24 protein-coding genes, 1 tRNA gene and 1 riboswitch are annotated in these 25,676 nt (G+C 55.8%); of the genes, 13 read left to right on the top strand and 12 right to left on the bottom strand.

All coding sequences use genetic code 11. The features are described 5' to 3' along the window. Nucleotides 1-3 precede the first annotated feature (3 nt). The 3 genes from HFD95_RS15065 to HFD95_RS15055 all read left to right on the top strand — a co-directional run bounded on the left by HFD95_RS15065 (nucleotide 4) and on the right by HFD95_RS15055 (nucleotide 1,987). A complete protein-coding gene (locus HFD95_RS15065) occupies nucleotides 4-531 on the top strand; it encodes a phage tail protein (RefSeq protein WP_061704108.1) in 528 nt (175 codons plus the stop codon). Then, on the top strand, nucleotides 528-1,700 hold the full coding sequence (locus HFD95_RS15060) for a phage late control D family protein (RefSeq protein WP_167430429.1): 1,173 nt from the start codon (nucleotides 528-530) through the stop codon (nucleotides 1,698-1,700). Before HFD95_RS15065 ends, HFD95_RS15060 begins: the two co-directional genes overlap by 4 nt. 68 nt (nucleotides 1,701-1,768) lie before the next feature. Next, a complete protein-coding gene (locus tag HFD95_RS15055) occupies nucleotides 1,769-1,987 on the top strand; it encodes an ogr/Delta-like zinc finger family protein (RefSeq protein WP_010678536.1) in 219 nt (72 codons plus the stop codon). A gap of 47 nt (nucleotides 1,988-2,034) precedes the next feature. Here the strand turns inward: HFD95_RS15055 and HFD95_RS15050 are convergent, their stop codons facing one another. The 3 genes from HFD95_RS15050 to HFD95_RS15040 all read right to left on the bottom strand — a co-directional run bounded on the left by HFD95_RS15050 (nucleotide 2,035) and on the right by HFD95_RS15040 (nucleotide 3,669). Then, nucleotides 2,035-2,520, bottom strand: a complete 486-nt coding sequence (locus HFD95_RS15050) for a hypothetical protein (RefSeq protein WP_243208632.1) — start codon at nucleotides 2,518-2,520, stop codon at nucleotides 2,035-2,037. 79 nt (nucleotides 2,521-2,599) lie between these two features. Continuing rightward, a tRNA-Ile gene (locus HFD95_RS15045) sits at nucleotides 2,600-2,675 on the bottom strand. 202 nt (nucleotides 2,676-2,877) lie between these two features. After that, nucleotides 2,878-3,669: an SDR family oxidoreductase gene (locus HFD95_RS15040; protein ID WP_167430428.1), complete on the bottom strand. Its 792-nt coding sequence runs from the start codon at nucleotides 3,667-3,669 to the stop codon at nucleotides 2,878-2,880. 138 nt (nucleotides 3,670-3,807) lie between these two features. Here HFD95_RS15040 and HFD95_RS15035 point away from each other — a divergent pair, with 138 nt between their 5' ends. After that, nucleotides 3,808-4,392, top strand: coding sequence for a TetR/AcrR family transcriptional regulator (locus HFD95_RS15035; RefSeq protein ID WP_167430427.1), 585 nt, complete (start codon nucleotides 3,808-3,810; stop codon nucleotides 4,390-4,392). Further along, the gene (mug, locus tag HFD95_RS15030) at nucleotides 4,389-4,907 is read left to right on the top strand and encodes a G/U mismatch-specific DNA glycosylase (protein ID WP_167430426.1); all 519 of its coding nucleotides are present in this window, start codon (nucleotides 4,389-4,391) and stop codon (nucleotides 4,905-4,907) included. The genes HFD95_RS15035 and mug overlap by 4 nt, the downstream gene beginning before the upstream one ends. Nucleotides 4,908-4,981: 74 nt before the next feature. Here the strand turns inward: mug and rpoD are convergent, their stop codons facing one another. The 3 genes from rpoD to rpsU form a co-directional block, all read right to left on the bottom strand. Continuing rightward, a complete protein-coding gene (gene rpoD / locus HFD95_RS15025) occupies nucleotides 4,982-6,823 on the bottom strand; it encodes an RNA polymerase sigma factor RpoD (RefSeq protein ID WP_010699749.1) in 1,842 nt (613 codons plus the stop codon). 536 nt (nucleotides 6,824-7,359) lie between these two features. Beyond that, complete coding sequence (dnaG, locus tag HFD95_RS15020) at nucleotides 7,360-9,105, bottom strand: DNA primase (protein WP_167430425.1); 1,746 nt, start codon at nucleotides 9,103-9,105, stop codon at nucleotides 7,360-7,362. Nucleotides 9,106-9,223: 118 nt separating this feature from the next. Continuing rightward, nucleotides 9,224-9,439 carry a 30S ribosomal protein S21 gene (gene rpsU, locus HFD95_RS15015; protein ID WP_001144069.1) on the bottom strand — a complete coding sequence of 72 codons (216 nt, stop codon included), beginning with the start codon at nucleotides 9,437-9,439 and terminating at the stop codon, nucleotides 9,224-9,226. A gap of 278 nt (nucleotides 9,440-9,717) precedes the next feature. On the opposite strand from rpsU, the gene tsaD reads away from it, so the two are divergent. After that, entirely contained in the window at nucleotides 9,718-10,731 is a 1,014-nt protein-coding gene (tsaD, locus tag HFD95_RS15010; RefSeq protein WP_010249066.1) for a tRNA (adenosine(37)-N6)-threonylcarbamoyltransferase complex transferase subunit TsaD, read from the top strand. Nucleotides 10,732-10,957: 226 nt separating this feature from the next. Here the strand turns inward: tsaD and plsY are convergent, their stop codons facing one another. Continuing rightward, entirely contained in the window at nucleotides 10,958-11,563 is a 606-nt protein-coding gene (plsY, locus tag HFD95_RS15005) for a glycerol-3-phosphate 1-O-acyltransferase PlsY (protein ID WP_010249063.1), read from the bottom strand. 108 nt (nucleotides 11,564-11,671) lie between these two features. Between plsY and folB the strand changes: the two genes are divergently transcribed. Together folB and bacA are read left to right on the top strand one after the other, a co-directional pair. Next, on the top strand, nucleotides 11,672-12,031 hold the full coding sequence (folB, locus tag HFD95_RS15000; protein ID WP_010249061.1) for a bifunctional dihydroneopterin aldolase/7,8-dihydroneopterin epimerase: 360 nt from the start codon (nucleotides 11,672-11,674) through the stop codon (nucleotides 12,029-12,031). 191 nt (nucleotides 12,032-12,222) lie between these two features. Beyond that, the gene (gene bacA, locus HFD95_RS14995; protein ID WP_010671134.1) at nucleotides 12,223-13,041 is read left to right on the top strand and encodes an undecaprenyl-diphosphate phosphatase; all 819 of its coding nucleotides are present in this window, start codon (nucleotides 12,223-12,225) and stop codon (nucleotides 13,039-13,041) included. 15 nt (nucleotides 13,042-13,056) lie between these two features. On the opposite strand, the gene HFD95_RS14990 is transcribed toward bacA, so the two are convergent. Together HFD95_RS14990 and HFD95_RS14985 are read right to left on the bottom strand one after the other, a co-directional pair. Then, nucleotides 13,057-14,289, bottom strand: coding sequence for a multifunctional CCA addition/repair protein (locus tag HFD95_RS14990; RefSeq protein WP_167430424.1), 1,233 nt, complete (start codon nucleotides 14,287-14,289; stop codon nucleotides 13,057-13,059). 158 nt (nucleotides 14,290-14,447) lie between these two features. Further along, nucleotides 14,448-15,068: a TIGR04211 family SH3 domain-containing protein gene (locus tag HFD95_RS14985; protein WP_010671133.1), complete on the bottom strand. Its 621-nt coding sequence runs from the start codon at nucleotides 15,066-15,068 to the stop codon at nucleotides 14,448-14,450. A gap of 272 nt (nucleotides 15,069-15,340) precedes the next feature. Between HFD95_RS14985 and HFD95_RS14980 the strand changes: the two genes are divergently transcribed. The 3 genes from HFD95_RS14980 (at nucleotide 15,341) to hldE (ending at nucleotide 21,032) form a co-directional block, all read left to right on the top strand. Further along, on the top strand, nucleotides 15,341-16,651 hold the full coding sequence (locus tag HFD95_RS14980; RefSeq protein ID WP_167430423.1) for an inorganic triphosphatase: 1,311 nt from the start codon (nucleotides 15,341-15,343) through the stop codon (nucleotides 16,649-16,651). A 33-nt stretch (nucleotides 16,652-16,684) separates the two neighbouring features. Next, entirely contained in the window at nucleotides 16,685-19,537 is a 2,853-nt protein-coding gene (gene glnE, locus HFD95_RS14975) for a bifunctional [glutamate--ammonia ligase]-adenylyl-L-tyrosine phosphorylase/[glutamate--ammonia-ligase] adenylyltransferase (protein WP_163843884.1), read from the top strand. Nucleotides 19,538-19,607: 70 nt separating this feature from the next. Continuing rightward, nucleotides 19,608-21,032, top strand: coding sequence for a bifunctional D-glycero-beta-D-manno-heptose-7-phosphate kinase/D-glycero-beta-D-manno-heptose 1-phosphate adenylyltransferase HldE (gene hldE / locus HFD95_RS14970; protein ID WP_167430422.1), 1,425 nt, complete (start codon nucleotides 19,608-19,610; stop codon nucleotides 21,030-21,032). A gap of 39 nt (nucleotides 21,033-21,071) precedes the next feature. On the opposite strand, the gene HFD95_RS14965 is transcribed toward hldE, so the two are convergent. Further along, nucleotides 21,072-21,461: an accessory factor UbiK family protein gene (locus HFD95_RS14965; RefSeq protein WP_167430421.1), complete on the bottom strand. Its 390-nt coding sequence runs from the start codon at nucleotides 21,459-21,461 to the stop codon at nucleotides 21,072-21,074. Nucleotides 21,462-21,632: 171 nt separating this feature from the next. After that, a riboswitch (FMN riboswitch) is annotated at nucleotides 21,633-21,790 on the top strand. Nucleotides 21,791-21,900: 110 nt separating this feature from the next. On the opposite strand from HFD95_RS14965, the gene ribB reads away from it, so the two are divergent. Together ribB and ygiD are read left to right on the top strand one after the other, a co-directional pair. Beyond that, entirely contained in the window at nucleotides 21,901-22,557 is a 657-nt protein-coding gene (gene ribB / locus HFD95_RS14960) for a 3,4-dihydroxy-2-butanone-4-phosphate synthase (RefSeq protein ID WP_022623886.1), read from the top strand. Nucleotides 22,558-22,792: 235 nt separating this feature from the next. Next, nucleotides 22,793-23,578, top strand: coding sequence for a 4,5-DOPA dioxygenase extradiol (ygiD, locus tag HFD95_RS14955; RefSeq protein ID WP_061703108.1), 786 nt, complete (start codon nucleotides 22,793-22,795; stop codon nucleotides 23,576-23,578). 189 nt (nucleotides 23,579-23,767) lie between these two features. Here the strand turns inward: ygiD and HFD95_RS14950 are convergent, their stop codons facing one another. Next, nucleotides 23,768-24,928, bottom strand: coding sequence for a glutathionylspermidine synthase family protein (locus HFD95_RS14950; protein ID WP_033769850.1), 1,161 nt, complete (start codon nucleotides 24,926-24,928; stop codon nucleotides 23,768-23,770). Nucleotides 24,929-24,935: 7 nt separating this feature from the next. Next, the gene (locus HFD95_RS14945; protein WP_167430420.1) at nucleotides 24,936-25,607 is read right to left on the bottom strand and encodes a DUF1190 family protein; all 672 of its coding nucleotides are present in this window, start codon (nucleotides 25,605-25,607) and stop codon (nucleotides 24,936-24,938) included. Between the last annotated feature and the right edge of the window lie 69 nt (nucleotides 25,608-25,676).

Below are 25,676 nucleotides of genomic sequence, written 5' to 3'. Positions count from 1 at the left end.
ACGATGATGATGATTTACGGCATGATGCCGTTTATGCGACAGACCCTGCCTTACGGGGATATGCAGCAGAATATCGACTATCGCTGGCCCACTAACAGCCGGTTCGGGCAGCGTCCGTCGGCGCAGTTTATCGGTCCGGGCGATGAGAAAATTACGCTTTCCGGGGAGCTTCGCCCGGAAATCACGGGCGGCTCGGTGTCGCTGATGACCGTCCGCCTGATGGCCGACGAGGGAATGGCGTGGCCGCTGATTGGCGGCAGCGGCATGATTTACGGCATGTACGTGATCGAGAGTATTTCTAACACCTTCAGCGAGTTTTACCCCAACGGGACGGCCAGTAAAATCATGTTTACCTTGAGCCTGAAGCGCGTTGATGAGTCTCTGACGTCCATGTTTGGCGATCTGAAAAAGCAGGCTGACGGACTTATCAGCGGATCCGCCAGCCTGCCAGGGCAGCTCACGTCAGCAATCGACGGCGTGAAGTCGGCGGCAGGTAGCCTGATTTCATCTGCCGGGGGGCTGCTCGGATGATCGGGATAAGCAGCCTGCCGGTGCAGGCCGGGGCGCAGCTGACGCCGGATTTCATGCTGAAGGTTAATTCCAAAGACGTCACAACCAATATCCGGGATCGCCTTATCTCGATGACGCTGACCGATAATCGCGGCTTTGAGGCTGACCAGCTGGATATTGAGCTGGACGACGCCGACGGACAGCTGGCTATGCCGGTACGCGGCGCAGTGATAACGCTGTTTCTCGGCTGGAAAGGCCAGACGCTTTTCGGAAAAGGTAATTTCACCGTTGATGAGGTAGAGCACCACGGCGCGCCGGACACCATGACTATTCGCGCCCGCAGCGCTGATTTCCGTGGCTCGCTCAATTCCCGCCGGGAGGTGTCCTACCACGATACAACCCTGGGGGAAGTCGTCACGCAGATAGCCGCGCGCAATAACTTAAAGCCCATGCTGGCCGATGGATTCGCCGGAATTGCAGTGGCCCACATTGACCAGACGCAGGAGACTGACGCTAAATTCCTGACGCGACTCGCCACACTTTACGGCGCTGTTGCGGCAGTAAAGGCCGGGCGGCTTCTGTTTATTAAGCCCGGTAACGGCGTCACTGCCAGCGGCAAGCCGATTCCGCAGATGACTATCACGCGGCAGGATGGCGACCGGCACAGCTTCAGCATTGCCGACCGAGGCGCATACACGGGCGTCTCTGCGAGCTGGCTGCATACCAAAGACCCGAAGCCAAAGAAAGTTAAGGTGAAGCGTAAGCCGAAGGTAAAGCACCTGCGCGCGCTGGAGCACCCCGCGGCGAAGAAGAAAAAGGCGACTGCGACCAAAACACCGGAGGCCAGAGAGGGCGATTATCTCGCAGGGACTGAAGACAACATTTTTACGCTGACGACCGTGTATGCGACGAAAGCGGCCGCGATGCGGGCAGCTAAAGCAAAGTGGGATAAGCTGCAGCGCGGCGTCGCTGAGTTCTCGCTTACGCTGGCGATGGGACGTGCCGACCTGTACCCGGAGACGCCCGTCAGGGTGAACGGCTTTAAGTCGGTGATCGATGCGCAGCCGTGGATTATCAGTAAGGTGACGCATAGCCTGAGCGGCAGCGGGTATACCACGCAGCTTGAATTTGAAGTCTTACTATCCGATGTGGAGTATCAGGCAGAATCAGACGAAGATGATTCACAATAAGTGAAAGTTGTTGCTCATTTTGGCATTTAAGGGTATTAAAGCTTCGAGCTTACAGGGAGACGCCACCGATGATGCATTGTCCGTTATGCCAGACCGCCGCACACGCTAAAAGCAGCAGATACATTTCAAAAGAAACAAAAGAGCGTTATCACCAGTGCCAGAACATCAATTGCAGCTGTTCTTTCAAAACGCACGAAACGTTAGCGATGATTATTGTAACGCCCGGCCAGGTTAATCGTGTGCCGATCTTCACCGGGCATGAATCCCAGCCATCCTTACTGCACTAACTTGAGCAGTCCATAAGACCCCACATTAGCGGGGTTTTTTGTGCGCGCTATTCGCTGCCCTTGAAAATGTGAGTATTGCCAAGCAGCAATGCCATTGCGGGCTTATCCATCAATTTACCCATTTTATTACAGGTCGATAGCGGGTTTTCAAAAGAATATCCGCTGGCTTTAAATTTGTTGGTCACGTTGATTGCCTTAATTTTTTTAAGGTAATCAGCAGGAACGTCTTTTGTCCAGATAGGGGAACATATCCCGCTGGAGGTGATTACTTTATAAGTTTCATCATCAATACTGGCGGCGGGTATAACAACAGTTAGCTGGTCATCCTTAAGGCTGATTTCCGTTGGTTGCCAGGGCTTAAGTTTATTTTTGAGGGTACTTACGTCTGAAGCTTGCGCCGCAGCAACTGGAAAAAATATCAACGCTGAGCTGATCAGGGCCAAATGTAATCGCATTATCAAACGTCCTTTTGAGGTGAGTTTGTCTGGCGAATCAGTCGGGGGAAGGCGGTGGCGGTGAAAATGTGCCGCCATTTTGCCGCCACTCGAAAAGCCAGGAACAAAAAAGCCGCTTCAATGAGCGGCTTAAGTATATGTTTTTTATGACTAAATTTGGTGGCCCCTGCTGGGCTTGAACCAGCGACCAAGCGATTATGAGTCGCCTGCTCTAACCACTGAGCTAAGGGGCCAGCGGAGCGGGGATTATAAAGTATCTCTTCAGGGCAATCCAGCACTCAGCCACCGGTTGCTGAAATAAGCAGCAGTGATTTACCTGCTGATTTCTATAACAAATCTGGCGAACCGCGATCCCGAAGTCGCAAACAGGCACGGATAATGCTTCTCCGTGCCTTTAGTGAAACCGGACTTCAGTCGTTATGGCTGATGGCTGACTCAGCGCTGACGATAACGGGATGCTGATTGATTCCGTGAAAGGTGGGGAACCATTGTGCCACGAGCCTGATCGTAGTCGTGCCACATCTGCAGATCCTCCAGTGCCGGAATGGTTACCGTCTCCTTGCTGTCGAGTCCGGCAAGCGCGGCGTCCACCATCTCATCAACGTCCATCAGCATTTCAGCCGGGATGTCATTAATAGACTGGCCTGCGCGATCGAAAATCTCCGTACGGGTCGCACCGGGCAACACCGCCTGTACCTGCACGCCGCTCTCTGCAAGTTCACGCTGCATCGCACGCGTCAGAGTCAGTATGTAAGACTTAGTGGCGTTATAGGCGCCGTTGAACATCTCGTGCACCAGCGACAGCACCGACGCGATATTGATAATGATGCCATTTCCGCGCGCTTTGAAAGCCCGGCCAGCCGCCTGTGCCAGACGGGTGGGTGCCAGAATATTTAACGCCAGCATGCTGTTAATGCGTGTGATGTCCGCCTCCAGAAACTCACCCTCAACGCCCATGCCCGCGTTGTTCAGCAGCAGCGTAATCTGTGCGTTGTTCGTGAGCTCCGACTCCACGCGTTGCAGATCCTGCTCATGCGTTAAGTCAGCCGCCATAACCGTCACCCGAATATCGTGCTGCTTTGCCAGTGCGTCAGCCAGGGTGGTGAGCCGCCCCTGATCGCGCGCGACCAGAATCAAATCATAACCGCGTGCTGCCAGTCGTTTTGCATAGGTCGCGCCGATACCGCTGGATGCGCCGGTAATTAAAGCTGTGCCTGATTGTGACATCTCTTTTTCCTCGTATGATGGTCGTCATAATAGCCATCAATATGACGATCATCATATCTGTCGTCAAGCTGGAATATGATGACCGTAATAATTACTATAATAGCCAGACGCTACGTAGCAGACACCGCAGGAGATGAGATGGAGAAGCAGAGCAGCAAAGCGCATACGCGGCAGCGTATCCTTGATGAGGCGGCGCGCGTAATGCGTGAAACCGGCACCGAAGGAATTGGTGTGGCGGCGCTAATGAAGCGGGTCGGTCTGACACACGGCGGTTTTTATGCGCATTTTACCTCACGCGAGGAGCTGGTTGAGGAGGTGCTGAAGCATATGTTTGCTGAAGCCGATACCTTCAAGCCCACGGAGTCCGTGACAGAGCCAGCGCAGCAGCTGGCAGATTTTATTGATAGCTATCTTTCCGAGGCGCATCGCAATGCACCGGCGCAGGGCTGTCCATTAGCCGCTCTGGTGAGTGAAGTGGCTCATCTTCCACAGCCGACACGGCAGATCTTCGCACAGGGTTTTAATGCGATGCACAGCAGCCTGACGCAGATATTGCGTGAGCTGAGGCTGCCCGAGGCGGAAGCGCTGGCCTCCAGCATGCTGGCAGAGATGGTTGGCGCGCTGGCACTGGCGCGAGCCTGTCCGGATGCAGAGCAGGCCAGCCAGATGCTGCAACGCAGCCGCGATGCGCTGAAGCAGCGTATGCTGGAGGTGGCGGCATGAGTGAACACGCTATCCGCGACATCATCACCTCCGATCTTGATGTGTTGTTCTGTGGCATTAACCCGGGTCAGTCAACCGCTCATCAGGGGTTTCACTTTGCGCATCCCGGCAACCGGTTCTGGAAAGTGATCCATCTGGCGGGATTCACCCAGCAGCAGCTGAAACCGGAAGAGGAGCAGCGATTAACGGAGACCGGCTGCGGCATCACCATGCTGGTTGAGCGGCCCACGGTGCAGGCGAGTGAGTTAGCGCCTGATGAGCTGCGCGATGGCGGCAAACGGCTGATGGAAAAGGTACTGGATTACCAGCCGGCTGCGCTGGCTATCCTGGGTAAGGATGCGTTTCGTCGTGCTTTTAAACAGAGCAAAGTCGAATGGGGCAAACAGCCGATATGTATGGGAAAAACGCAGGTGTGGGTGTTGCCGAATCCCAGCGGCCTTAATCGCGCATCTCTGGACGAGATGGTAGAGGCGTATCGTCAGCTCTATGTGGAACTGCATGCGGGGAGCGAATGAATCTGCGCAGGGCAGGGGAGAGGCAGTAACAGGCAGGCATAAAAAACCCCGGCGAACCGGGGTTTTTGTCTGACTTAATCGTCGAGGAAGCTGCGCAGCACTTCCGAACGGCTCGGATGGCGCAGTTTACGCAGAGCTTTGGCTTCAATCTGACGAATACGTTCACGCGTAACGTCGAACTGTTTGCCCACTTCTTCCAGCGTATGGTCAGTGTTCATATCGATACCGAAACGCATGCGCAGCACTTTCGCTTCGCGCGCGGTCAGGCCAGCCAGCACGTCATGGGTCGCAGAACGCAGGCTCTCTGAGGTAGCAGAATCCAGCGGCAGCTCCAGCGTGGTGTCTTCGATAAAATCGCCCAGATGTGAATCTTCATCATCACCAATCGGCGTCTCCATAGAGATCGGCTCTTTAGCGATTTTCAGCACCTTGCGGATTTTATCTTCTGGCATCAGCATACGTTCAGCCAGCTCTTCCGGCGTGGGTTCGCGGCCCATCTCCTGCAGCATCTGGCGTGAAATACGGTTGAGCTTGTTGATGGTCTCAATCATATGCACCGGAATACGGATGGTACGCGCCTGGTCGGCGATAGAGCGGGTGATAGCCTGACGGATCCACCAGGTCGCATAGGTTGAGAACTTGTAACCACGGCGATATTCAAACTTATCTACCGCTTTCATCAGGCCGATATTACCTTCCTGAATCAGGTCAAGGAACTGCAGACCGCGGTTGGTATATTTCTTGGCAATCGAAATAACCAGACGCAGGTTAGCTTCCACCATCTCTTTCTTGGCGCGACGTGCTTTGGCTTCACCGATCGACATGCGACGGTTAATGTCTTTGACCTGTTCAATGGTCAGACCGGTCTCTTCTTCAACCTGCGCCAGTTTCTGCAGGGAACGTGTCACGTCATCCTGCACTTCCAGCAGCTTTTCAGACCACGGCTTGTTCATGGCCAGTGCGGCTTTGAACCAGGTTTCATTGGTTTCGTTGCCGGTAAACAGCGTGATGAAGTTTTTCTTCGGCATTTTGCACAGCTCAATACAGAGCTTCATGATCAGACGTTCCTGCGTACGGACGCGTTCCATCATGGTGCGCATGCTGCCTACCAGGTAATCGAACTGCTTCGGTACCAGGCGGAACTGCTTGAAGACATCAGAGAGGTTCTGGATTTCAGCAACGGCGGCAGCATGACTGCGACCTTTGCTTTTAATCACTGCGCGGGTAGTTTCATACTGCTTACGCAGGTCAGAAAACTTCTCGCGCGCCAGTTCCGGATCGATTGAGTTATCGTCGTCGGAGCTGTCATCATCCTCCTCATCTTCTTCTTCATCGTCTTTACGATCGGCTTCAGAGAGTTCAGAGCCCACGTGCGTTGCCGTTGGGGCGATATCTTCTTCTGCGTTAGGATCGACGAAACCGGTGATCAGATCGGAGAGGCGTGATTCGCCTGCTTCAACTTTGTCGTACTGATCCAGAAGATACGTAATCGCTTCAGGGTATTCGGCTACAGAACACTGAACCTGGTTGATACCGTCTTCAATACGCTTAGCGATGTCAATTTCGCCTTCGCGCGTCAGCAGTTCAACGGTACCCATTTCACGCATATACATGCGGACCGGGTCAGTGGTACGCCCGATTTCAGATTCAACGCTGGATAACACCTGAGCGGCAGCTTCCGCGGCATCTTCGTCAGTATCGGAGCTGTTTTCGTTCAGCATCAGATCGTCGGCATCCGGGGCTTCTTCAACCACCTGAATACCCATGTCGTTAATCATCTGGATGATGTCTTCGATCTGATCTGAGTCGACGATATCTTCCGGCAGATGGTCATTGACCTCAGCATAGGTCAGATAGCCTTGCTCCTTACCACGGGTGACAAGAAGCTTGAGCTGTGACTGCGGGTTTTGCTCCATAAGACGGTATCCACACTTCTGTTAAATTAGATTGGTGTCGGTCGGCAGCGAGCCAACAATAGCAGTAAAGGCATTTAATTCTTGCCGCTGCCTTCGTCGCGGCGTGGGCTTTGCCCATCAGTATTCGGCACTTAAGCCGCTTGTATAAACTCTGTGCTAATGGCCTGGCTTACTTGCCATTCTGCTCTCCGGCAGTGCTCGCTTTCCTCACGTACTTCAGTACGCTGCGGAAGCGGTACGCTGGCGGTGACCAGACTGGCTTCGACGCCTGCGGCCTTTAAATTTTGTGCTGCTGGCCTGGCTTACTCGCCATTCTGCTCCCCGGCAGTGCTCGCTTTCCTTACGTACTTCAGTACGTTCCGGAAGCTGTGCGCTGGCGGTGACCAGACTGGCGTAAACGCCTGCGGCCTTTAACTTGTGGTACTGCGGACTATTTCGGTACCGGCATCACTCACGGTAGCGAAACGGGTGTCCGCGGCACTAAAACAGGCAATCTGCCCTTTCATCTGTCAGAACGGGCAGCGTGCTGAAAACAGTTACTTTCTGGCAAACGCCTGACTGAGAGTCCAGAGTTCCCGGCGCTCATCGGCGCTCAGTCCCTGGGTGCGTTCACGCGCAATCAAAAACTCCAGGCGCTCTTCAAGAGCAGAGTCGTAGATGCTGGCCAGCGAGTCCTGGAACACCGCTTCGGCTTCCTCATCTACTATCATGTGGTTCCAGATCGCCAGTGTTTCAAGCGTCTGACTAAAATTTGTTCCGCGATATAACTCTAGTAGCTGACCGGTGGTCAATCCAGGATTCTCATTACAACGGCCCACTAATTCAATAAATAGCGGTAAACCCGGCATTTTTGACTCAGACAGCCCATCAAGCGAAGGCACCAGGGTGGCCAGCTGCGGACTCTGAATCAGCAACGCGATCAGCACGCGCATAGTGGTACGCTTCAGCGGTGGTGCTACCGGCGTCGTTCCGCTTGCGGCCAGCTTCGGCATCAGCTTTTCAAGCTGATTGTCGTCAAGAATACCCAGTTTATTCCCCAGTTCCTGACGCATATAAATACGTAAGGTCTCACCAGGGATCTGCGTAATCAGCGGTAAAGCCAGCGTGCTCAGGCGCGCTTTTCCGTCGCGTGAGCTCAGATCCACCTGCGGCAGCAGGCTATCAAATAAAAACGAAGAGAGCGGCATTGCCTGCTCCATCCTCGCTTCGAAGGCGTTTTTACCCTCTTTGCGTACCAGCGTATCCGGGTCTTCACCATCGGGTAAAAACATAAAGCGTAGCTGACGACCATCATTCATGTAAGGCAATGCGGTTTCAAGTGCACGCCATGCCGCTTCACGACCAGCCCTGTCGCCGTCGTAACAGCAGATCACGGTGTCGGTACTGCGGAACAGCAACTGAATGTGTTCAGCAGTGGTGGAGGTGCCTAATGACGCAACGGCATAATCTATCCCGTACTGCGCCAGCGCAACCACGTCCATGTATCCCTCAACCACTAACAGGCGGGCGGGTTCAGGATGGTTCTTAACGGCTTCATAAAGGCCATAGAGCTGGCGGCCTTTATGAAAAATAGGTGTTTCCGGCGAGTTCAGATACTTCGGCGTATCGTTACCCAGCACGCGTCCGCCAAAACCTATGACGCGTCCACGCTTATCGCGAATCGGAAACATGACGCGGTCGCGAAACCGGTCATAAGTTCGGCCTTTGTCATTGCTGACCAGCATGCCCGCTTCCATCAATGACTCGCGATCTTCCGATTGCTTACCAAAACGCTTGAGAACATTGTCCCAGCCGGCTGGCGCGTAACCTATGGCGAAGTGATTGATGATGTCGGCGCTCAGACCACGACGATCAAGATAGTCGCGTGCTGGCTGCGCACTGGATTGCTGCAGACCCTGCTGATAAAAACCGTTCAGGTTATCCATCAGCTGATACAGGCTCTGGCGCTGATGGCGTTCCATCTGGCTGGGCCCGCTGCCTGCTTCGTAAGGCACGTCTAAACCGTGGGAAGTGGCTAACTCTTCAATACTTTCCACAAACTCCAGACGATCAAAGTTCATTAAAAAGTCGATAGCGTTGCCGTGTGCACCACAGCCGAAACAGTGATAGAACTGCTTTTCGCCGTTTACGGTGAAAGAGGGCGTTTTTTCATTATGGAAAGGACAGCACGCATGGAAATTCTTACCCTGCTTTTTCAGCTTAACGCGGGCATCGATAAGATCCACGATATCCGTGCGGGCAAGTAAATCGTTGATAAATACGCGTGGAATTCGTCCAGCCATACGCCCCAGATTTTCAGCTCATAAACGGCAACAAGCCGCGCTTCCTTTCGGAAAGCACGGCCTTTTACTTGACTCTGTCTGCGTGAATCACGCGGTGGAGGCGAACCTCCGGAACGACTTAGTACAGACGAGTGCGGCGTGCGTTTTCGCGAGCCAGTTTCTTGGCGTGACGCTTAACTGCTGACGCTTTAGCGCGCTTACGTTCTGTAGTCGGTTTTTCATAGAACTCACGACGACGAACTTCAGCCAGAACGCCTGCTTTCTCGCATGAACGCTTGAAGCGACGCAGTGCTACGTCAAATGGCTCGTTTTCACGTACTTTAATTACCGGCATGTAACTCTCACCTCGATAAAATTCGGTTTTTGCTGCTGACTGCGGCGCCAGCACATTTCAAAATGGTGCAGCATTTTACTCCAACTCAAGTTGGTTTGTAAAGCACCATGGATAATTTGAAACCAACAGGAGCGTTTGCCTGTGCGGCTGCCGGTTTTTCCAGGGGCGGGAGTATAGCGCACTCTTTAGCCGACAGAAAATGACTTTTTACGGTGGATGCCCGCGCTGCACATCCAATTGCTGTGATAAACTGCGCGCCGCAAGAATGAGGTGATGCAATGCGAATTCTGGGTATTGAAACGTCGTGCGATGAAACCGGCATCGCAATCTATGATGACGAGGCCGGATTACTGGCTAACCAACTCTACAGCCAGGTAAAACTGCACGCCGATTATGGCGGTGTGGTGCCGGAACTGGCCTCACGTGATCACGTGCGGAAAACCGTGCCGTTGATTCAGGCTGCGCTGAAAGAGGCCGGTCTGGAGCCGCAGCAGATCGACGCGGTGGCTTACACAGCAGGCCCTGGACTGGTCGGTGCGCTGCTGGTTGGTGCCACCATTGGCCGCGCCCTGGCGTTTGCCTGGAAAGTCCCCGCCGTGCCGGTCCACCATATGGAAGGCCACCTGCTGGCACCGATGCTGGAAGAGAATCCGCCGGAATTTCCGTTTGTTGCACTCCTGGTGTCGGGCGGACATACGCAGCTGATTAGCGTCACCGGCATTGGTGAATACGCGCTGCTGGGTGAATCGATCGATGATGCCGCGGGTGAAGCGTTCGACAAAACGGCCAAGCTGCTTGGGCTGGATTATCCGGGCGGGCCAATGCTGTCGAAGATGGCGCAGCAGGGCACGGCGGGACGTTTTACCTTCCCGCGTCCGATGACCGATCGTCCGGGCCTGGATTTCAGCTTCTCTGGCCTGAAAACCTTTGCCGCTAATACCATCCGCGCCAATGATGATGATGCTCAGACCCGTGCTGACATCGCCCGCGCCTTTGAAGACGCGGTGGTGGATACGCTGTCGATCAAATGTAAGCGTGCGCTGGATCAGACCGGCTTTAAGCGTCTGGTGATTGCCGGTGGCGTCAGCGCTAACCGCACACTGCGCGAGCAGATGGCGATCATGATGCAAAAGCGCGGCGGCGAAGTGTTCTACGCCCGCCCGGAGTTCTGTACCGATAACGGTGCGATGATCGCGTATGCGGGCATGGTGCGGTTAAAAGGCGGAACGCGGGGAGAGTTAAGCGTCAGCGTGCGACCGCGCTGGCCGCTGGCGGAACTGCCCGCCATCTGATGTGAAAAAAGCCGGCTCACAAGCCTGCATCTGGGGGAATCTGGCCGTAACGGATAAGCTCAACGCGCAGGGAACAGGGTCAGAGGAGGAAAGCGTCACGCGCCATGGATGGCGCGGGCCGAGCGGTCAGGGATGACGGCTTTTGCGTCTTTCCGATCTGACCCTGTTTCCTGCGCAGTCGCGGACATAAAGCCAGACTTTGTCGACACCTTCAGGCCAGCTTTTTTTATGGCTGAGATTTCTTTTTGCGCTTCCAGATCTTGCCTTCCTGACCCCGCCACAGCCGCTGAATATTATCGTGATGACGCAGCAGGATCAGACAGGAGAGCATAGAAACCGGGAAGGTGAACTGCGGTTTGAACCACCAGACATAAAAAGGCGCGATCAGCGCGCTGACGATGGCACCCAGCGAGGAATAGCCGCTGAGTAAGACCGTTAACAGCCAGGTGCCGGTCACCAGCCCGGTTAAGTCCCAGCCAATCGGCGCAATCGCGCCAAATGCCGTCGCCACACCCTTGCCACCGCGAAAGTGAAAGAACACCGGATAGATATGACCCAGACAGGCGGCAATGGCGGTCAGGCCGAGATAGAGCGGAGTCACGTGCATCAGATAGGCCAGCCAGACCGGCACCATCCCTTTCAGCACATCAAATACTAATACGCTGGCTGCTGCGGTTTTACCGCCCAGACGCAGGACGTTGGTGGCACCCGGATTGCCGGAACCGTGTGTGCGCGGATCGGGCAGGCCAGCGAGTTTGCAAACCAGAATCGCACTGGAAATCGAACCGCAAAGATACGCGAAAATAATCATACCAAGCGCGAAAGCACTCATAACACCGTACCGTTCCCTTTAGGGTCGTTTTGATCTCTTTAACCGTGGATAATACGCATAATCAGCCGGAAGTGGTATCCGGCTTAGCCAAAAACAGAGACTCTCATCATGGATATCGTATTTATAGAACAACTCACGGTTTTCACCACCATTGGTGTTTACGACTGGGAACAGGGCATACAGCAGAAGCTGGTGCTCGATGTCGAAATGGCCTGGGATAACCGTCTGGCGGCCAGCAGCGACGATGTGAAAGATTGTCTCAGCTATGCGGATGTCTCCTCGGCGATTCTGACGCATCTTACCGGCAGTCGTTTTGCGCTGGTTGAACGGGTTGCTGAAGAAATCGCGGATCTGTTGATGAACCGTTTCAATTCGCCTGGCGTCCGCATAAAGGTAAGCAAACCGGGGGCTGTAGCCCAGGCAGCACAGGTTGGCGTGCGAATTGAGCGCGGGACTATTCCTAAATAAATACGATGTGATTGCCATCACAATGAAACCAAACCAAATTACTGTCTGTCATAGCGTGTACCGTTTCGTTACAGCAGGCGAAATGGTGTAGACCTTAAGGTTTAATTCAGGCTGATAGCGGCATGATTTCAGGCGATAGCCACGCGCTACCGCCTTTTTAATGGTTTTGAAACGGATAGAGGAAACATTTGATGGCAGATATTCATCAGCTTTGGGTAGCTGCAATCCTGGGCGTTGTGGAAGGGCTGACCGAATTTTTACCGGTCTCTTCCACAGGGCACATGATTATAGTGGGTCACCTGCTGGGCTTTGAGGGTGAAAAAGCCGAGACCTTTGAAGTTGTGATCCAGTTAGGATCGATTCTGGCTGTAGTAGTGATGTTCTGGCGCCGTCTGTTTGGCCTGATCGGCATCCACTTTGGCGAAGTCAAACATGAAGGCGTCGGCACTGGCCGTCTGTCGCTGATCCATATCCTGCTGGGTATGGTACCGGCGGTGGTCGTGGGTCTGGTGCTGCACGATCAGATCAAAACGCTGTTTAATCCGATCAACGTGATGTACGCCCTGGTGGTAGGGGGTGTGCTGCTGCTGGCAGCTGAGTACCTTAAGCCGAAACAGCCGAAAGCGGTGGGCGTCGATGATATTACCTATCGTCAGGCGTTGATGATTGGCTGTTTCCAGTGCTTAGCGCTGTGGCCGGGCTTCTCACGTTCCGGTGCAACCATCTCCGGTGGCATGCTGATGGGCGTGAGCCGCTATGCTGCGTCGGAGTTCTCCTTCATCCTGGCAGTGCCAATGATGATGGGTGCAACCGTACTGGATTTGTACAAGAGCATCGGCTTCCTGACGATGGCGGATTTCCCGATGTTTGCGGTGGGCTTTGTCACGGCGTTTATCGTGGCGCTGATTGCGATTAAAGCCTTCCTTCAGCTGATCAAACGCATCTCATTTGTCTCGTTCGCGATCTACCGCTTTATTGTGGCAGCCGCGGTTTACATGGTCTTCATGTAAAGCCCACGCAGCCTGCTAGTCAGGCTGCGTAATCGCCAGACCCTGCGCGACGGCGTCAATCCGTCGTCGCGTCAACTCTTCCCGCACTTCTGCACCTTTAAATCCCGCTTCGACCACCGCTTTGGTCGGCACCGCCTGCGCCAGTGCAAAAGCACGACGCAGATAGTCGCCCTGCGGATAAGGCATGCTCTCCAGTCCGGCTCGCCCGCGCGCATCCGCTTCACTGGTCAGCGCCATCTGCTCAACGCGCTGTGGCTTACGCCAGGCATCGATTCGGTCAAACAGTGCTACCAGCGACGCGGCAGATTGCCGTTCAATGGTGTGCACCACGTCGTGAAATTCGGTCACAATCAGCGCCAGATCGCGAATCGCATTTGGCACCCGCAGTCGCTGGCACAGCGCCCCGACCAGGGGAACGCCGGCCAGGCCATGACCGTGGTGGCTGGGCCACAACTCAGGCGGCGTCAGCGCCTTGCCGACGTCATGGAACAGCGTGGCGAAGCGCACCTCGATCTCACTGGAAAGGGCGGCGGCCATCGCCAGTGTCATCAGCGTATGGACGCCGGTATCGATTTCCGGGTGCCACTTAATCGGCGCAGGAATACCAAACAGATTATCCAGCTCAGGAAACAGCACCTGCAATGCACCGCAGTCGCGCAGGACCTGAAAATAGACCTGCGGATTACGGGAACTCAGCGCCTTTTCCGTCTCTTTCCACACCCGCTCAGCAGTGAGATTCGACAGCTCGCCGCTTTCGGCCATCTGCTGCATCAGCAGCTGGGTTTCGGGGGCAATACGAAAGTTGAGATGGGCAAAACGCGCCGCAAAGCGCGCAACGCGCAGTACCCGCAGCGGATCTTCACTGAAGGCGTCAGAGACGTGACGCAGCAGGCGCAGGGCAATATCACGCTGGCCATTATAAGGATCGACCAGCTCACCGTTTTCATCCTGCGCAATCGCATTGATGGTCAGATCGCGGCGTTGTAAGTCCTGCTCCAGCGTCACGTCGGGCGCGGACCAGGTGACAAAACCGGTGTAGCCTTTCCCGTTTTTCCGCTCGGTACGTGCCAGCGCATATTCTTCGCGACTGACGGGATGCAGGAAAACGGGAAAATCGCGACCGACCTGGTGATAGCCCTGCTCAAGCATGGCTTCGGGCGTGGAACCTGTCACCACCCAATCTTTGTCTGTAACCGGCAGATTCAGCAGCGCATCACGCACCGCACCGCCAACAAGAAACGTCTTCACGCAAAACTCCAGAGAAAAAGAAATGGCCTGCACGCCGGGCGCGTCCCGCGCCTGAAATCAGCGGTGCATATCATTTTATTGTTGCACAGATTCCCCGGATTGCAGACATGCCAAAAAGGGGATCCTGCGATCCCCTGCTCAAATCCGGCTAAATGGTGTCAGTTCATCCAGCGATCGCTTTTCTTACGGCGCGGCAGCATGTGCGGCAGTAACAGGCCCAGCAGCAGGCCGACGCCCAGCACGCCGCCGCCATACATAAACCACTGCATGATGATGGTGCGCTGCTTATCATCCAGCTGAACGTTAGCGGCGCTGACTTTCTTCTGCGCGACGATCAGCTCATTTTTCAGCTTCTGATTCTCGCCTTTCAGCCCGTTGATAACGCCGTCGCTGCTGGCGACTTTGTTCTGCATCTCAGCCGTGCGCTGGTTCCAGCTGTTGTCGATGTTATCCAGTTTGGCAGTCAGATCTTTCACCTGCTGCTCAAGCTGAGGCACCCGGGTGCGCAGGCTCGGATTAGCACTGAGCTGCGACAGGGGGATCCAGGTGGTGCGGCCTTCCGAATCACGGATCTGGCCATAATGCGTGTCATTGTTGGTCTGTAACAGCTGCACCTCTTCCCCGGCGTTCAGCTTACCGAGCAGGCGAAACTGATCGCCCGGTCCACTGCGAACCCAGGTTGAAAGTTCATCAGAAACATAGCGTTTTTCTTCGGCATGGGCAGGTGCAAGGGTGCTAAGGGCCAGCAAAGTGAGTCCAGCGAGAGTAATTTTTTTCATTCGATTTCGTTTGGCTTAGTCTGACTAAAAATTTACCGGCACAGTCTGGAGAGGCCTCGCATAAATCTGAATGAGAACTATCCTGGTCTCATGAGAGTGCGAAAAGGTCTGCGAAAGAGCAAAGAAAGCAGAGACAGCGCGGCTTCTGTGCATTAATCTTCGCCTGATAACCCCTTGCCCTCCAGGCGACAGCTTGAGTAACCTGCTGATAATCGCCTGAAATATGCAGGAAACACCCTCTTAAGTGCCAGCGGCGTAGTGAATAAAAAATTATGACCATCGAAATCGAACTAAAGTTCATTGCAACTCCACAGGCGGCCGGGAAACTGGCTGAACTGCTCTCCACTCTGCCGCATCAGCATCAGGCTGCTCGCGAGCTGACCAACATCTACTTTGAAACCGACGACAACCAGCTACGACGCTGGGATATGGGATTGCGTATCCGCGGCGTAGACCAGCGTTATGAAATGACGCTGAAAGCGGCGGGGCAGACGCTCGGCGGACTGCATCAGCGCCCGGAATACAACGTTGAGCTCAGCGAACCGGTTCTGGACATTGCACGCCTGCCGGCAGAGATCTGGCCGCAGGGCACCGATGTCGCGGCGTTGCAGCCGCGCTTGCAGCCCCTGTTCACCACCCATTTCCAGCGCGAGATCTGGCTGATCACCACAGGCAACAGTGAAATTGAAGTGGCGTTTGATCAGGGCGGGGTCACGGCAGGTGATCTCAGCGAACCGCTGTGCGAGATCGAGCTGGAGCTGAAACGTGGCGAACGCCAGGATCTGCTGGCCTTCGCACAGCAGCTGGTGGCGCTGGGCGGTCTGCGTATGGGCAGCCTGAGCAAAGCTGCCCGCGGCTATCAGCTGGCGCAGGGTAATCCGCCGCGCCAGATACAGCCTTTCCCGCTGCTGAAAGCGGGCGCCAAAGCCACCGTAGAGCAGGGCATGGTGGCCGCGATGTCGGCAGGACTTCATCACTGGCAATATCATGAAGAAGTCTGGCTGCGCGGCAATGCGGCGGCCCAGGATGCGGTGCGCGAAGCGCTGGATCTGCTGCGTCAGGCGTTCAGCCTGTTTGGTGCGCTGGTGCCGCGTAAAGCCAGTAGTGCGCTGCGTCAGCAGCTGACTACGCTGGAAGAGACGCTGGTGAATGAAGAGCAGGATGCTGCTACTTTCTGCTTATCTTCCCTCTCGGTTGAGACGCAGCTGGCGCTGACACACTGGCTGGCTGAATCTCAGTGGCGTCAGTGGATCGATGCCAAAGGGGAAGCCAAGCTGCAGGGGTCCTATAAACGCTTCAGCGACATTATGCTGAGCCGCGTCAATGCCGATCTGAGAGAAACGTTCATCACGGTAAAACAACCCAACGAGTATCAGGACAAAGCCACCCGTCTGGCGCGTCAATTGCTTACCGTCCACCTGCTGGCGGGATTCTATCCGTCTGAGGCGGTCGTGAGCTGGCTCGACCCGTGGCAACAACTGCTGTCGGCAATTCATGAAAAACAGACGTCCGGGTTAGCCTGGCTGGCGATGCAGGCGCTGAAACAGCCTCCGTTCTGGCTCACCAGCGGCGCTGGTCGCTAACGGGTATTCCGTCACGCCATCAAGGAGGGAGTTATGTTGTCAGCACTTCCCGCGTTGCTACGCGACCAGGCCGAAGAGGCCGCCCGACAGCTTGGGGTTCCGCTGGCTTCGTTAAGCCCGGAGCAGGCTGCCGGTCTGGCTTTCAGCGATTTTGTGCTGGAAAACCTGCAACAACATCCCGACTGGTGGCAGGCGATGCTCGACCAGCCGCCGCAGCCTGATGAGTGGCAACACTACTCTGCGTGGCTCAATCAGGCGCTTAGCGGCATCGACAGTGAAGCGAGCCTGATGCGTGAACTGCGGCTGTTTCGTCGCCGTATGCTGGTACGCATCGCCTGGATGCAGTCTCTGCAGCACGCCACAACCGAACAGAGCCTGCAACAGCTCAGCGCATTAGCCGAAGTGCTGATCAGCCGGGCGCGTGACTGGGTTTATCAGGATTGCTGTCGTGATTTTGGTACGCCCTGTAATGCGGACGGCGACGCGCAGCCGATGCTGATTCTGGGCATGGGCAAGCTGGGCGGCGGCGAACTCAATTTTTCTTCTGATATTGACCTGATTTTTGCCTGGCCGGAAAACGGCACAACGCGTGGCGGACGGCGTGAACTCGACAACGCTCAGTTCTTTACCCGCATGGGACAGCGGCTGATTAAAGTGCTGGATCAACCCACCATGGATGGTTTTGTCTATCGGGTGGATATGCGTCTGCGCCCGTTTGGCGACAGCGGCCCGCTGGTGATGAGCTTTGCCGCGCTGGAAGATTATTACCAGGAGCAGGGACGCGACTGGGAGCGTTACGCCATGGTCAAGGCGCGGCTGATGGGTGATGACCACGATCGCTGGAGCCTGGAGCTGCAGCAGATGCTGCGGCCATTCGTTTACCGCCGCTACATCGACTTCAGCGTGATCCAGTCACTGCGTAACATGAAAGGGATGATCAGCCGCGAAGTGCGGCGACGTGGGCTGAAGAACAATATCAAACTGGGCGCGGGCGGCATCCGTGAAACCGAATTTATCGTGCAGGTATTCCAGCTGATTCGCGGCGGGCGTGAGCGCTCGTTACAGCTGCGCTCACTGCTGCCGACGCTGGAGGCGATCAAAACCCTGGCCCTGCTGCCCGCGGAACAGGTCGATGCGTTGCGTGTTGCCTACCTGTTTCTGCGGCGGCTGGAGAATCTGCTGCAAAGCCTGGGGGACGAGCAGACCCAGACCCTGCCAGAGGATGAACTGCATCGCGCCCGGCTGGCGTGGGCGATGGATTGTGCCGACTGGCCTGCTCTGATGACCCGGCTCGACGGCCAGATGGCGGCGGTGCGCGCCATCTTCGACGAGCTGATTGGCGAAGATACCCCTGAGATTGGCGATCAGCGTGAGCTGGCAGAGTTTCAGGTGCTGTGGCAGGACCAGCTGGAGGATAGCGAACTGGCGCCGCTGGTGCCGCAGCTCAGTGACGAGCAGCGGATTACGCTGCACCAGACGCTGGAGGCGTTTCGTCAGGATATCAACCGGCGCACCATCGGCCCGCGTGGCCGTCAGGCGCTGGACCAGCTGATGCCGCGTCTGCTGAGCGAAGTCTGCCCGCGTGAAGATGCGGCGGTGACGCTCGGCCGCCTGACGCCGCTGCTGATCGGCGTATTGACCCGCAGCACCTATCTGGAGCTGCTGACCGAATATCACGGTGCGCTGCGCCACTTAATTCGCCTGTGCGCCGCCTCACCGATGGTAGCCAGCCAGCTGGCGCGTCATCCCTTATTGCTGGATGAACTGCTCGATCCCGCCACGCTCTATCAGCCAACCGCCACCGATGCCTATCGCGATGAGCTGCGACAATATCTGCTGCGCATCCCTACCGAGGACGAAGAGCAGCAGCTGGAAGCGGTGCGGCAGTTTAAGCAGGCACAGCATCTGCGTATTGCTGCCGCCGACATCGCCGGAACGCTGCCGGTGATGAAAGTCAGCGATCATCTCACCTGGCTGGCAGAAGCGATTATCGAATCTGTGGTGCGCCAGGCGTGGAATATGATGGTGCAGCGTTACGGCCGTCCTTCGCATCTGAGTAATGAACATGAACGCGGTTTTGCCGTGCTGGGCTACGGCAAACTGGGGGGCTGGGAGCTGGGTTACAGTTCTGACCTCGATTTGGTGTTCCTGCATGACTGCCCGGCAGATGCGGTGACAGAAGGGGAGCGCAGCATCGATGGCCGTCAGTTCTATCTGCGCCTCGCCCAGCGCATCATGCATCTCTTCAGTACCCGCACCTCCTCCGGCATTCTCTATGAAGTGGATGCGCGCCTGCGCCCTTCGGGCGCGGCGGGCATGCTGGTGAGTACCTTTGAGGCCTTTGAAGAGTATCAGCGCAGTGAAGCCTGGACCTGGGAGCATCAGGCGCTGGTCCGGGCACGCGTCGTCTTTGGCGAGGCGGCACTGGGTGAACGTTTCAGCGTGATTCGTCAGGCGATTCTGTCGCTGCCACGTGCCGCCGAAGCGCTGCAAACTGAAGTGCGTGAGATGCGTGAAAAGATGCGCGCTCACCTCAGCAACAAACATAAAGGTCGCTGGGATATTAAAGCCGACGCGGGCGGCATCACCGATATTGAATTCATCGCCCAATATCTTGTCTTACGCTACGCCGCTGAGCAGCCTGAACTGACGCGCTGGTCTGACAATGTGCGCATTTTCGAGCTGATGGCGAAGTACCATAAAATGCCCGCCGATGAAGCACAGGCGCTGACGCAGGCTTATGTGACGCTGCGCGACGCATTGCACCATCGCGCCCTGCAGGAACAGCCCGGCCACGTTGAGCCAGAGGCCTATGCAGCGGAGCGGCAGACGGTTCTGAGCAGCTGGCAGCGCTGGCTGATAACGCCTGCGTCTATCCTGGCGTGATGCTGATAGCACAAATCGCAACTGTGCTATCATCCGCGCACTATTTTTAATGCAGTCTGGAGTGTCTGGAATGAAAGTGACTCTGCCCGCGTTCGGCCAAGCCTCAGTGCTGGTTGTTGGCGATGTAATGTTGGATCGTTACTGGTATGGCCCAACCAGCCGTATCTCCCCTGAAGCGCCGGTTCCGGTGGTGAAAGTGGACACGGTTGAAGAGCGCCCTGGCGGCGCGGCAAACGTGGCGATGAACATTGCAGCACTCGGTGCCGCGTCGCGACTGATTGGCCTGACTGGCGAAGATGATGCGGCGCGTGTGTTGAGTAACACGCTGAAAGACGTCAACGTGCATTGTGACTTCGTGGCGATCAAAAGCCATCCGACCATTACCAAACTGCGCGTGCTTTCCCGTAATCAGCAGCTGATCCGCCTCGATTTTGAAGAGGGCTTTGATCAGGTCGATCCGGAGCCGATTCACCAGAAAATGCGTGATTCACTGGCTGCCGCGGGTGCGCTGGTGCTGTCCGATTATGCCAAAGGCGCGCTCTCCAGCGTGCAGACCATGATTACTCTGGCGCGCGAAGCGGGCGTACCGGTATTAATCGACCCGAAAGGCACCGATTTTGCGCGCTACCGTGGCGCGACGCTGCTGACGCCGAACCTCTCTGAATTTGAAGCCGTGGTCGGTAAATGCAAAAACGAAGAGGAAATTGTGGCGCGCGGCACCCAGCTGATCGCCGATTTTGACCTCTCCGCGCTGCTGGTGACCCGTTCAGAAAATGGCATGACGCTGCTGCAGCCGGGCAAAGCGCCTCTGCATCTGCCCACCCAGGCACAGGAAGTCTATGACGTGACCGGTGCGGGCGATACGGTGATTGGCGTGCTGGCGGCGGCATTAGCGGCCGGTGATTCGCTGGAAGAAGCCTGTTTCCTGGCCAACGCGGCTGCGGGTGTGGTGGTGGGTAAACTGGGTACGTCCACCGTCAGCACCGTTGAGCTGGAAAATGCGATTCATGCCCGCCCGGAACAGGGTTTCGGCATCATGACCGAAGCGCAGTTAAAAGCCGCCGTTGAGATGGCCCGCCGCCGAGGCGAAAAAGTGGTGATGACCAACGGCGTGTTCGACATTCTGCATGCCGGTCATGTCTCCTACCTGGCAAATGCCCGCAAGCTCGGCGATCGACTGATTGTCGCGGTGAACAGCGATGCATCGACTAAACGTCTGAAAGGCGAAAGCCGTCCGGTGAATCCGCAGGAAAACCGGATGATCGTGCTGGGCGCGCTGGAAGCAGTCGACTGGGTGGTGGTATTTGAAGAGGATACGCCGCAGCGGCTGATTGCGGGCATTCTCCCTGACCTGCTGGTCAAAGGGGGAGATTACAAGCCGGAAGATATCGCGGGCAGCAAAGAAGTGTGGGCAAATGGCGGCGACGTTCAGGTGCTGAACTTCGAAGATGGTATCTCCACTACCAACATTATCAAAACCATCCGCGGCAGCTAAAGCGCGGCGTAAGCGGGAGCCGCGCTCCCGCTTAAAGGCTTATTCTGGCTTGTTGTCCGCAACAGGCTTCACCACGTCCGCAATCGGTGACGGCGAGGCTGCAGGTGAGGTCGCTACGGCGGCTGATGGTGTGGTCGCCGCAGCAGGTGTTACTGGTGCGGTTGCCGTCGGCGGCGTACCGGCTGATGAACCCTGACTTTCAAGCTGCGCCAGACGCTGCTCCAGCGCCGCCAGCTTCTCACGTGTACGCAGTAATACCTGCGTCTGCACATCAAACTCCTCACGGTTGACCAGATCCATCCGGGTCAGCTGCGCCTGAAGAACCTGACGAATTTTCTTTTCGACATCATCACCAAACTCACGAACACCTTTAGGCATCGCTTCGTGAACCTGACGGGCAAGTTGTTCAATTTTTTTCGTGTCGATCATGATGATTTCCTGGTTACGGGGAGCTGTGTCAGCGTGTTTACCAACGTAATAAGTGTTAAGTGTAATGCCAGAAATGAAAAGGATAAACCTCAAATCGGTAACGCAGGAAATGCAAAAGCAATTGCGCTATTGATGATTGCCGCCTCAAACGATCGGCGTTATAGTTAAAGTGCTTATTCTCAGGGCGGGGCGCAATTCCCCACCGGCGGTAAATCAGCTTCGGCTGAAAGCCCGCGAGCGCTTTATCTTGATGAAAAGAGAGGTAAAGGTCAGCAGATCCGGTGTAATTCCGGGGCCGACGGTTACAGTCCGGATGGGAGAGGGTAACGACATCTGTCGGACAATTGTGTCTGCTTCACGTTATTGCCACGTCTTTTTGACGTCACTCCTAAGCACGCCCTGATTCTGGTAACCCATACATTTTAAGGTTTTTATTACCATGAATCAGACGCTACTTTCTGAATTTGGCACGCCTGAACAGCGTGTAGAACGTGCTATCGCCGCCCTGCGTGAGGGACGCGGTGTGATGGTACTCGACGATGAAAATCGCGAAAACGAAGGCGACATGATCTTCGCCGCAGAAACCATGACCGTTGAACAGATGGCACTGACTATCCGTCACGGCAGCGGCATCGTCTGCCTTTGCCTGACCGAAGCGCGTCGCCAGCAGCTCGATCTGCCAATGATGGTGGAAAACAACACCAGCTCTTTCGGCACTGGCTTCACCGTGACCATTGAGGCCGCAGAAGGCGTCACCACGGGCGTCTCCGCGCAGGATCGTATTACCACCATCCGCGCCGCCATTGCCGACAATGCCAAACCCACCGATCTGCATCGCCCTGGTCATGTCTTCCCGCTGCGTGCCAGCGAAGGCGGCGTATTAACCCGTGGCGGGCATACCGAAGCGACTATTGATTTAGTCACCCTGGCCGGCTTTAAGCCCGCAGGTGTGCTGTGCGAACTGACCAACGACGATGGCACCATGGCCCATGCGCCAGAAGCGATTGCGTTCGCCCGTCAGCACAACATGCCGGTGGTAACCATTGAAGATCTGATCGCCTGGCGTCGCGCGCACGAAACACGCCACGCCAGCTAATCTGGCTGCTGCGATAAACAGGCCCCTCCCGGGCCTGTTTTTCTTCCTGATACCCGGAATGGCGCGGCCTGACCGCTGACTTCTCCTCTCTCCTTCATGCCGAAAACCCTGTTAAACCGGCCACGTTAAATTTCATTCAAATTTCCTGATGATCACCATCATGGTTATCCGCGTGATAAAGCAGCGGATGCGCGTATCGTAATGGCTATCAAATACTCGATCCCGGGGATCACGAATGAGCCAGTTACGAATGCCAGCGCTGTTTTTGGGTCACGGCAGCCCGATGAATGCCCTTGAAGAGAATCGCTATACCGCCGCGTGGCGTCACCTGGGCGATACTCTGCCACGTCCACGCGCGATTATTGCGGTTTCGGCGCACTGGTATACGCGCGGCACCGCCGTGACGGCAATGGCACAGCCTGAGACCATTCATGATTTTGGGGGCTTTCCGCAGGCGCTGTTTGATACGCGCTATCCGGCTCCGGGATCGCCTGAACTGGCGCAGCAGCTGGTGGAGCAGTTAGCGCCCGTTGCGGTGACGCTGGATCACGAGTGGGGACTGGATCATGGTTCCTGGGGTGTGCTGATCAAGATGTATCCGGAGGCCGATATTCCGGTGGTCCAGCTAAGCATTGATGGCACCAAACCTGCGGCATGGCACTTTGAGATGGGTCAGAAACTGGCTGCACTGCGCAATCAGGGCGTGATGATTGTCGCCAGCGGCAACGTGGTACATAACCTGCGTAAAGTGCGCTGGGATGGCAACAACGAAGTTTATCCATGGGCCAGCAGTTTTGAACAGTTCGTCCGCGATAACCTGGCGGTGCAGAGCGATGCTGCTTCTCATCCGCTGGTTAACTTTATGGATCATCCTGGTGCGGCGCTTTCTAATCCGACACCTGAGCACTATCTGCCGCTGCTCTATGTACTTGGCGCACGTCAGCCGGATGACGCCATCAGCATTCCGGTTGATGGCATGGAGATGGGGGCGATCAGCATGTTGTCGGTTCAGGTAGGTTAGGGCGAAGCTGACAGCCATAGAAGAGCTTATTGTGCAGGGAACACGGTCAGAAGAGGAAAGCGTCCCGCGCCAGGGACGGCGCGGGCCGAGCGTGTCATGGATGACGGCTTTTGCGTCTTTCCGATCTGACCGTGTTCTTTGCGCAGGCTCGGTCTAACCGCTAAACCAAACGGAGATTATTGCGGTGCATTAACCGATAAAAGCGTGCGGATAGAAACGGGAAAGATCCTGCGTGATCAGGTCGCGATCTTCCCGCAGGCCGATACCGGCCGGTTGATCGTCAATCAGCCAGCTGCCGATCAGCGTATAGCTGTCGCCAAACTTAGGCAGCGGATGGAACTGCTGGACGATCATTCCCTCTTCGCCATACGGCCCATCGACGCGGGCGATCTCCTGACCATTTTCCACGATGCGAATGTTGGCACCTTCACGTGAAAACAGCGGCTTCACCACATATTTGTCCATGTGCGGCACGTCATCTTCCGCGAACCAGGCGGGCAGCAGATTAGGGTGATTCGGGAACATCTCCCACAGCAGCGGCAGCAAGGCTTTATTCGAGATAATGCTTTTCCAGGCCGGTTCCAGCCAGCGCACGCCAGCATCGCCCAGCTTGGTGGAGAACATCTCACGCAGCATGAATTCCCACGGATAGAGCTTGAACAGGTTGCTAATCACCTGATCCTGGGCGTCGGTAAATTCCCCTTTTTCGCCCAGTCCAATTTCATCCATGTAGAGAAACTCACTCGGCAATCCCGCTTCGGTGGCGCAATCCTGAAGATATTGCACGGTGCCGCGATCTTCGTCAGTATCACGGCAGCAGGCGAAGTGCAGCCAGTTGAAGCCGTGCTGCTGATGTAACGCGGCGAAGCGTTCAATCAGCTTTTCCTGCAGGCTATTAAACTGATCGCTGCCTGCGGGGAGCTGACCGGCGTTAAGCTGGTCCTCCAGCCACAGCCACTGGAAAAATGCCGCTTCATACAGCGAGGTCGGCGTATCGGCATTGTTCTCCAGCAGCTTTACATCGCCTTTGCCATCCCAGGCGAGATCCAGACGAGAGTAAAGCGAAGGCTGACGCTGATGCCATGAATCGCGCACGAAGTCCCAGGTGTGTTTAGGAATGCGGAATTTAGCCAGCAGCGCTTCGCTGTTAACCACTTTTTCCACCACCTGCAGGCACATTTGATGTAATTCAGCGGTCACATCTTCCAGATGCTCGATTTGCGCCAGCGTGAACTGATAATAAGCATCTTCACACCAGTAGGGTTCACCATGCATGGTGTGAAAACGAAAACCGAACTCGGTGGCTTTTTCGCGCCAGCCTGGGCGCTCTGAAATGGCAATGCGTTCCATCGGGGCGTTAGCCTCCCATTGAGCGGCTGGAAGTGCCGCTGGCGCTGCTACGCTGCATGCTGTTCTGCTTCGCGACGGTTTCACCAAAGCCACCACGGGTAATGGTGGAGGTGGTAGCCGGTTTTGGTGCCAGCGCCGTTTTCGGCACGGTCATGCTTTTGCCGGATGTTGCTGCACCATAATTACGGCCTGATGCATCAACAAACTGACCATTGGCCGGGCTGCGGGCATTTTTCGGTGAGAAGAGCGGTTGCTGTGCAAAGCCCGAACCACCGCCCATCATGCGACCCATCATGTAACCTGCCATCAGTGGCATCCAGAAGCTGCCGCCACTCTGCTGCGATTCGGCATTAGTGGTGCCCACGCCCGCCTGAGCCGGTGTCTGCTGACACTGGTTTTCACCAAATTCAGCGACACAATCTTCACGCGTGGCATATTTTGGCGCGGTGCGTTCCGCCTCTTTTTTCGCTTCATTGAATGCGGTAGTACATTGGGCACTCTGGCCCGGATTGGCTTTTGAACAGTCATCGGCATTCTGGTACATCGAAACTGTTTCGTCGTTCTGTTCACAACCAGCCAGCATAAATACCGCCGAAACGGCGATAGCAACGGGCGTTAAATGGCGTGCCTGCCAGCTCTTGCGAAAAGTGGCATAGCGAATAGATTTTGTGCGTTTCATTATGATTATCCTGTGCCCAAAGGTAGCGCATAGAATAGGGGATGGGGGGGTAAAATTGAAGCTGGAGGC

The sequence above is a fragment of the Pantoea sp. EKM10T genome (assembly GCF_011800685.1).
Lineage (GTDB): Bacteria > Pseudomonadota > Gammaproteobacteria > Enterobacterales > Enterobacteriaceae > Pantoea > Pantoea agglomerans.
Note: the sequence above shows the minus strand (reverse complement) of the source record. Positions and strands in the feature narration are given on the sequence as shown.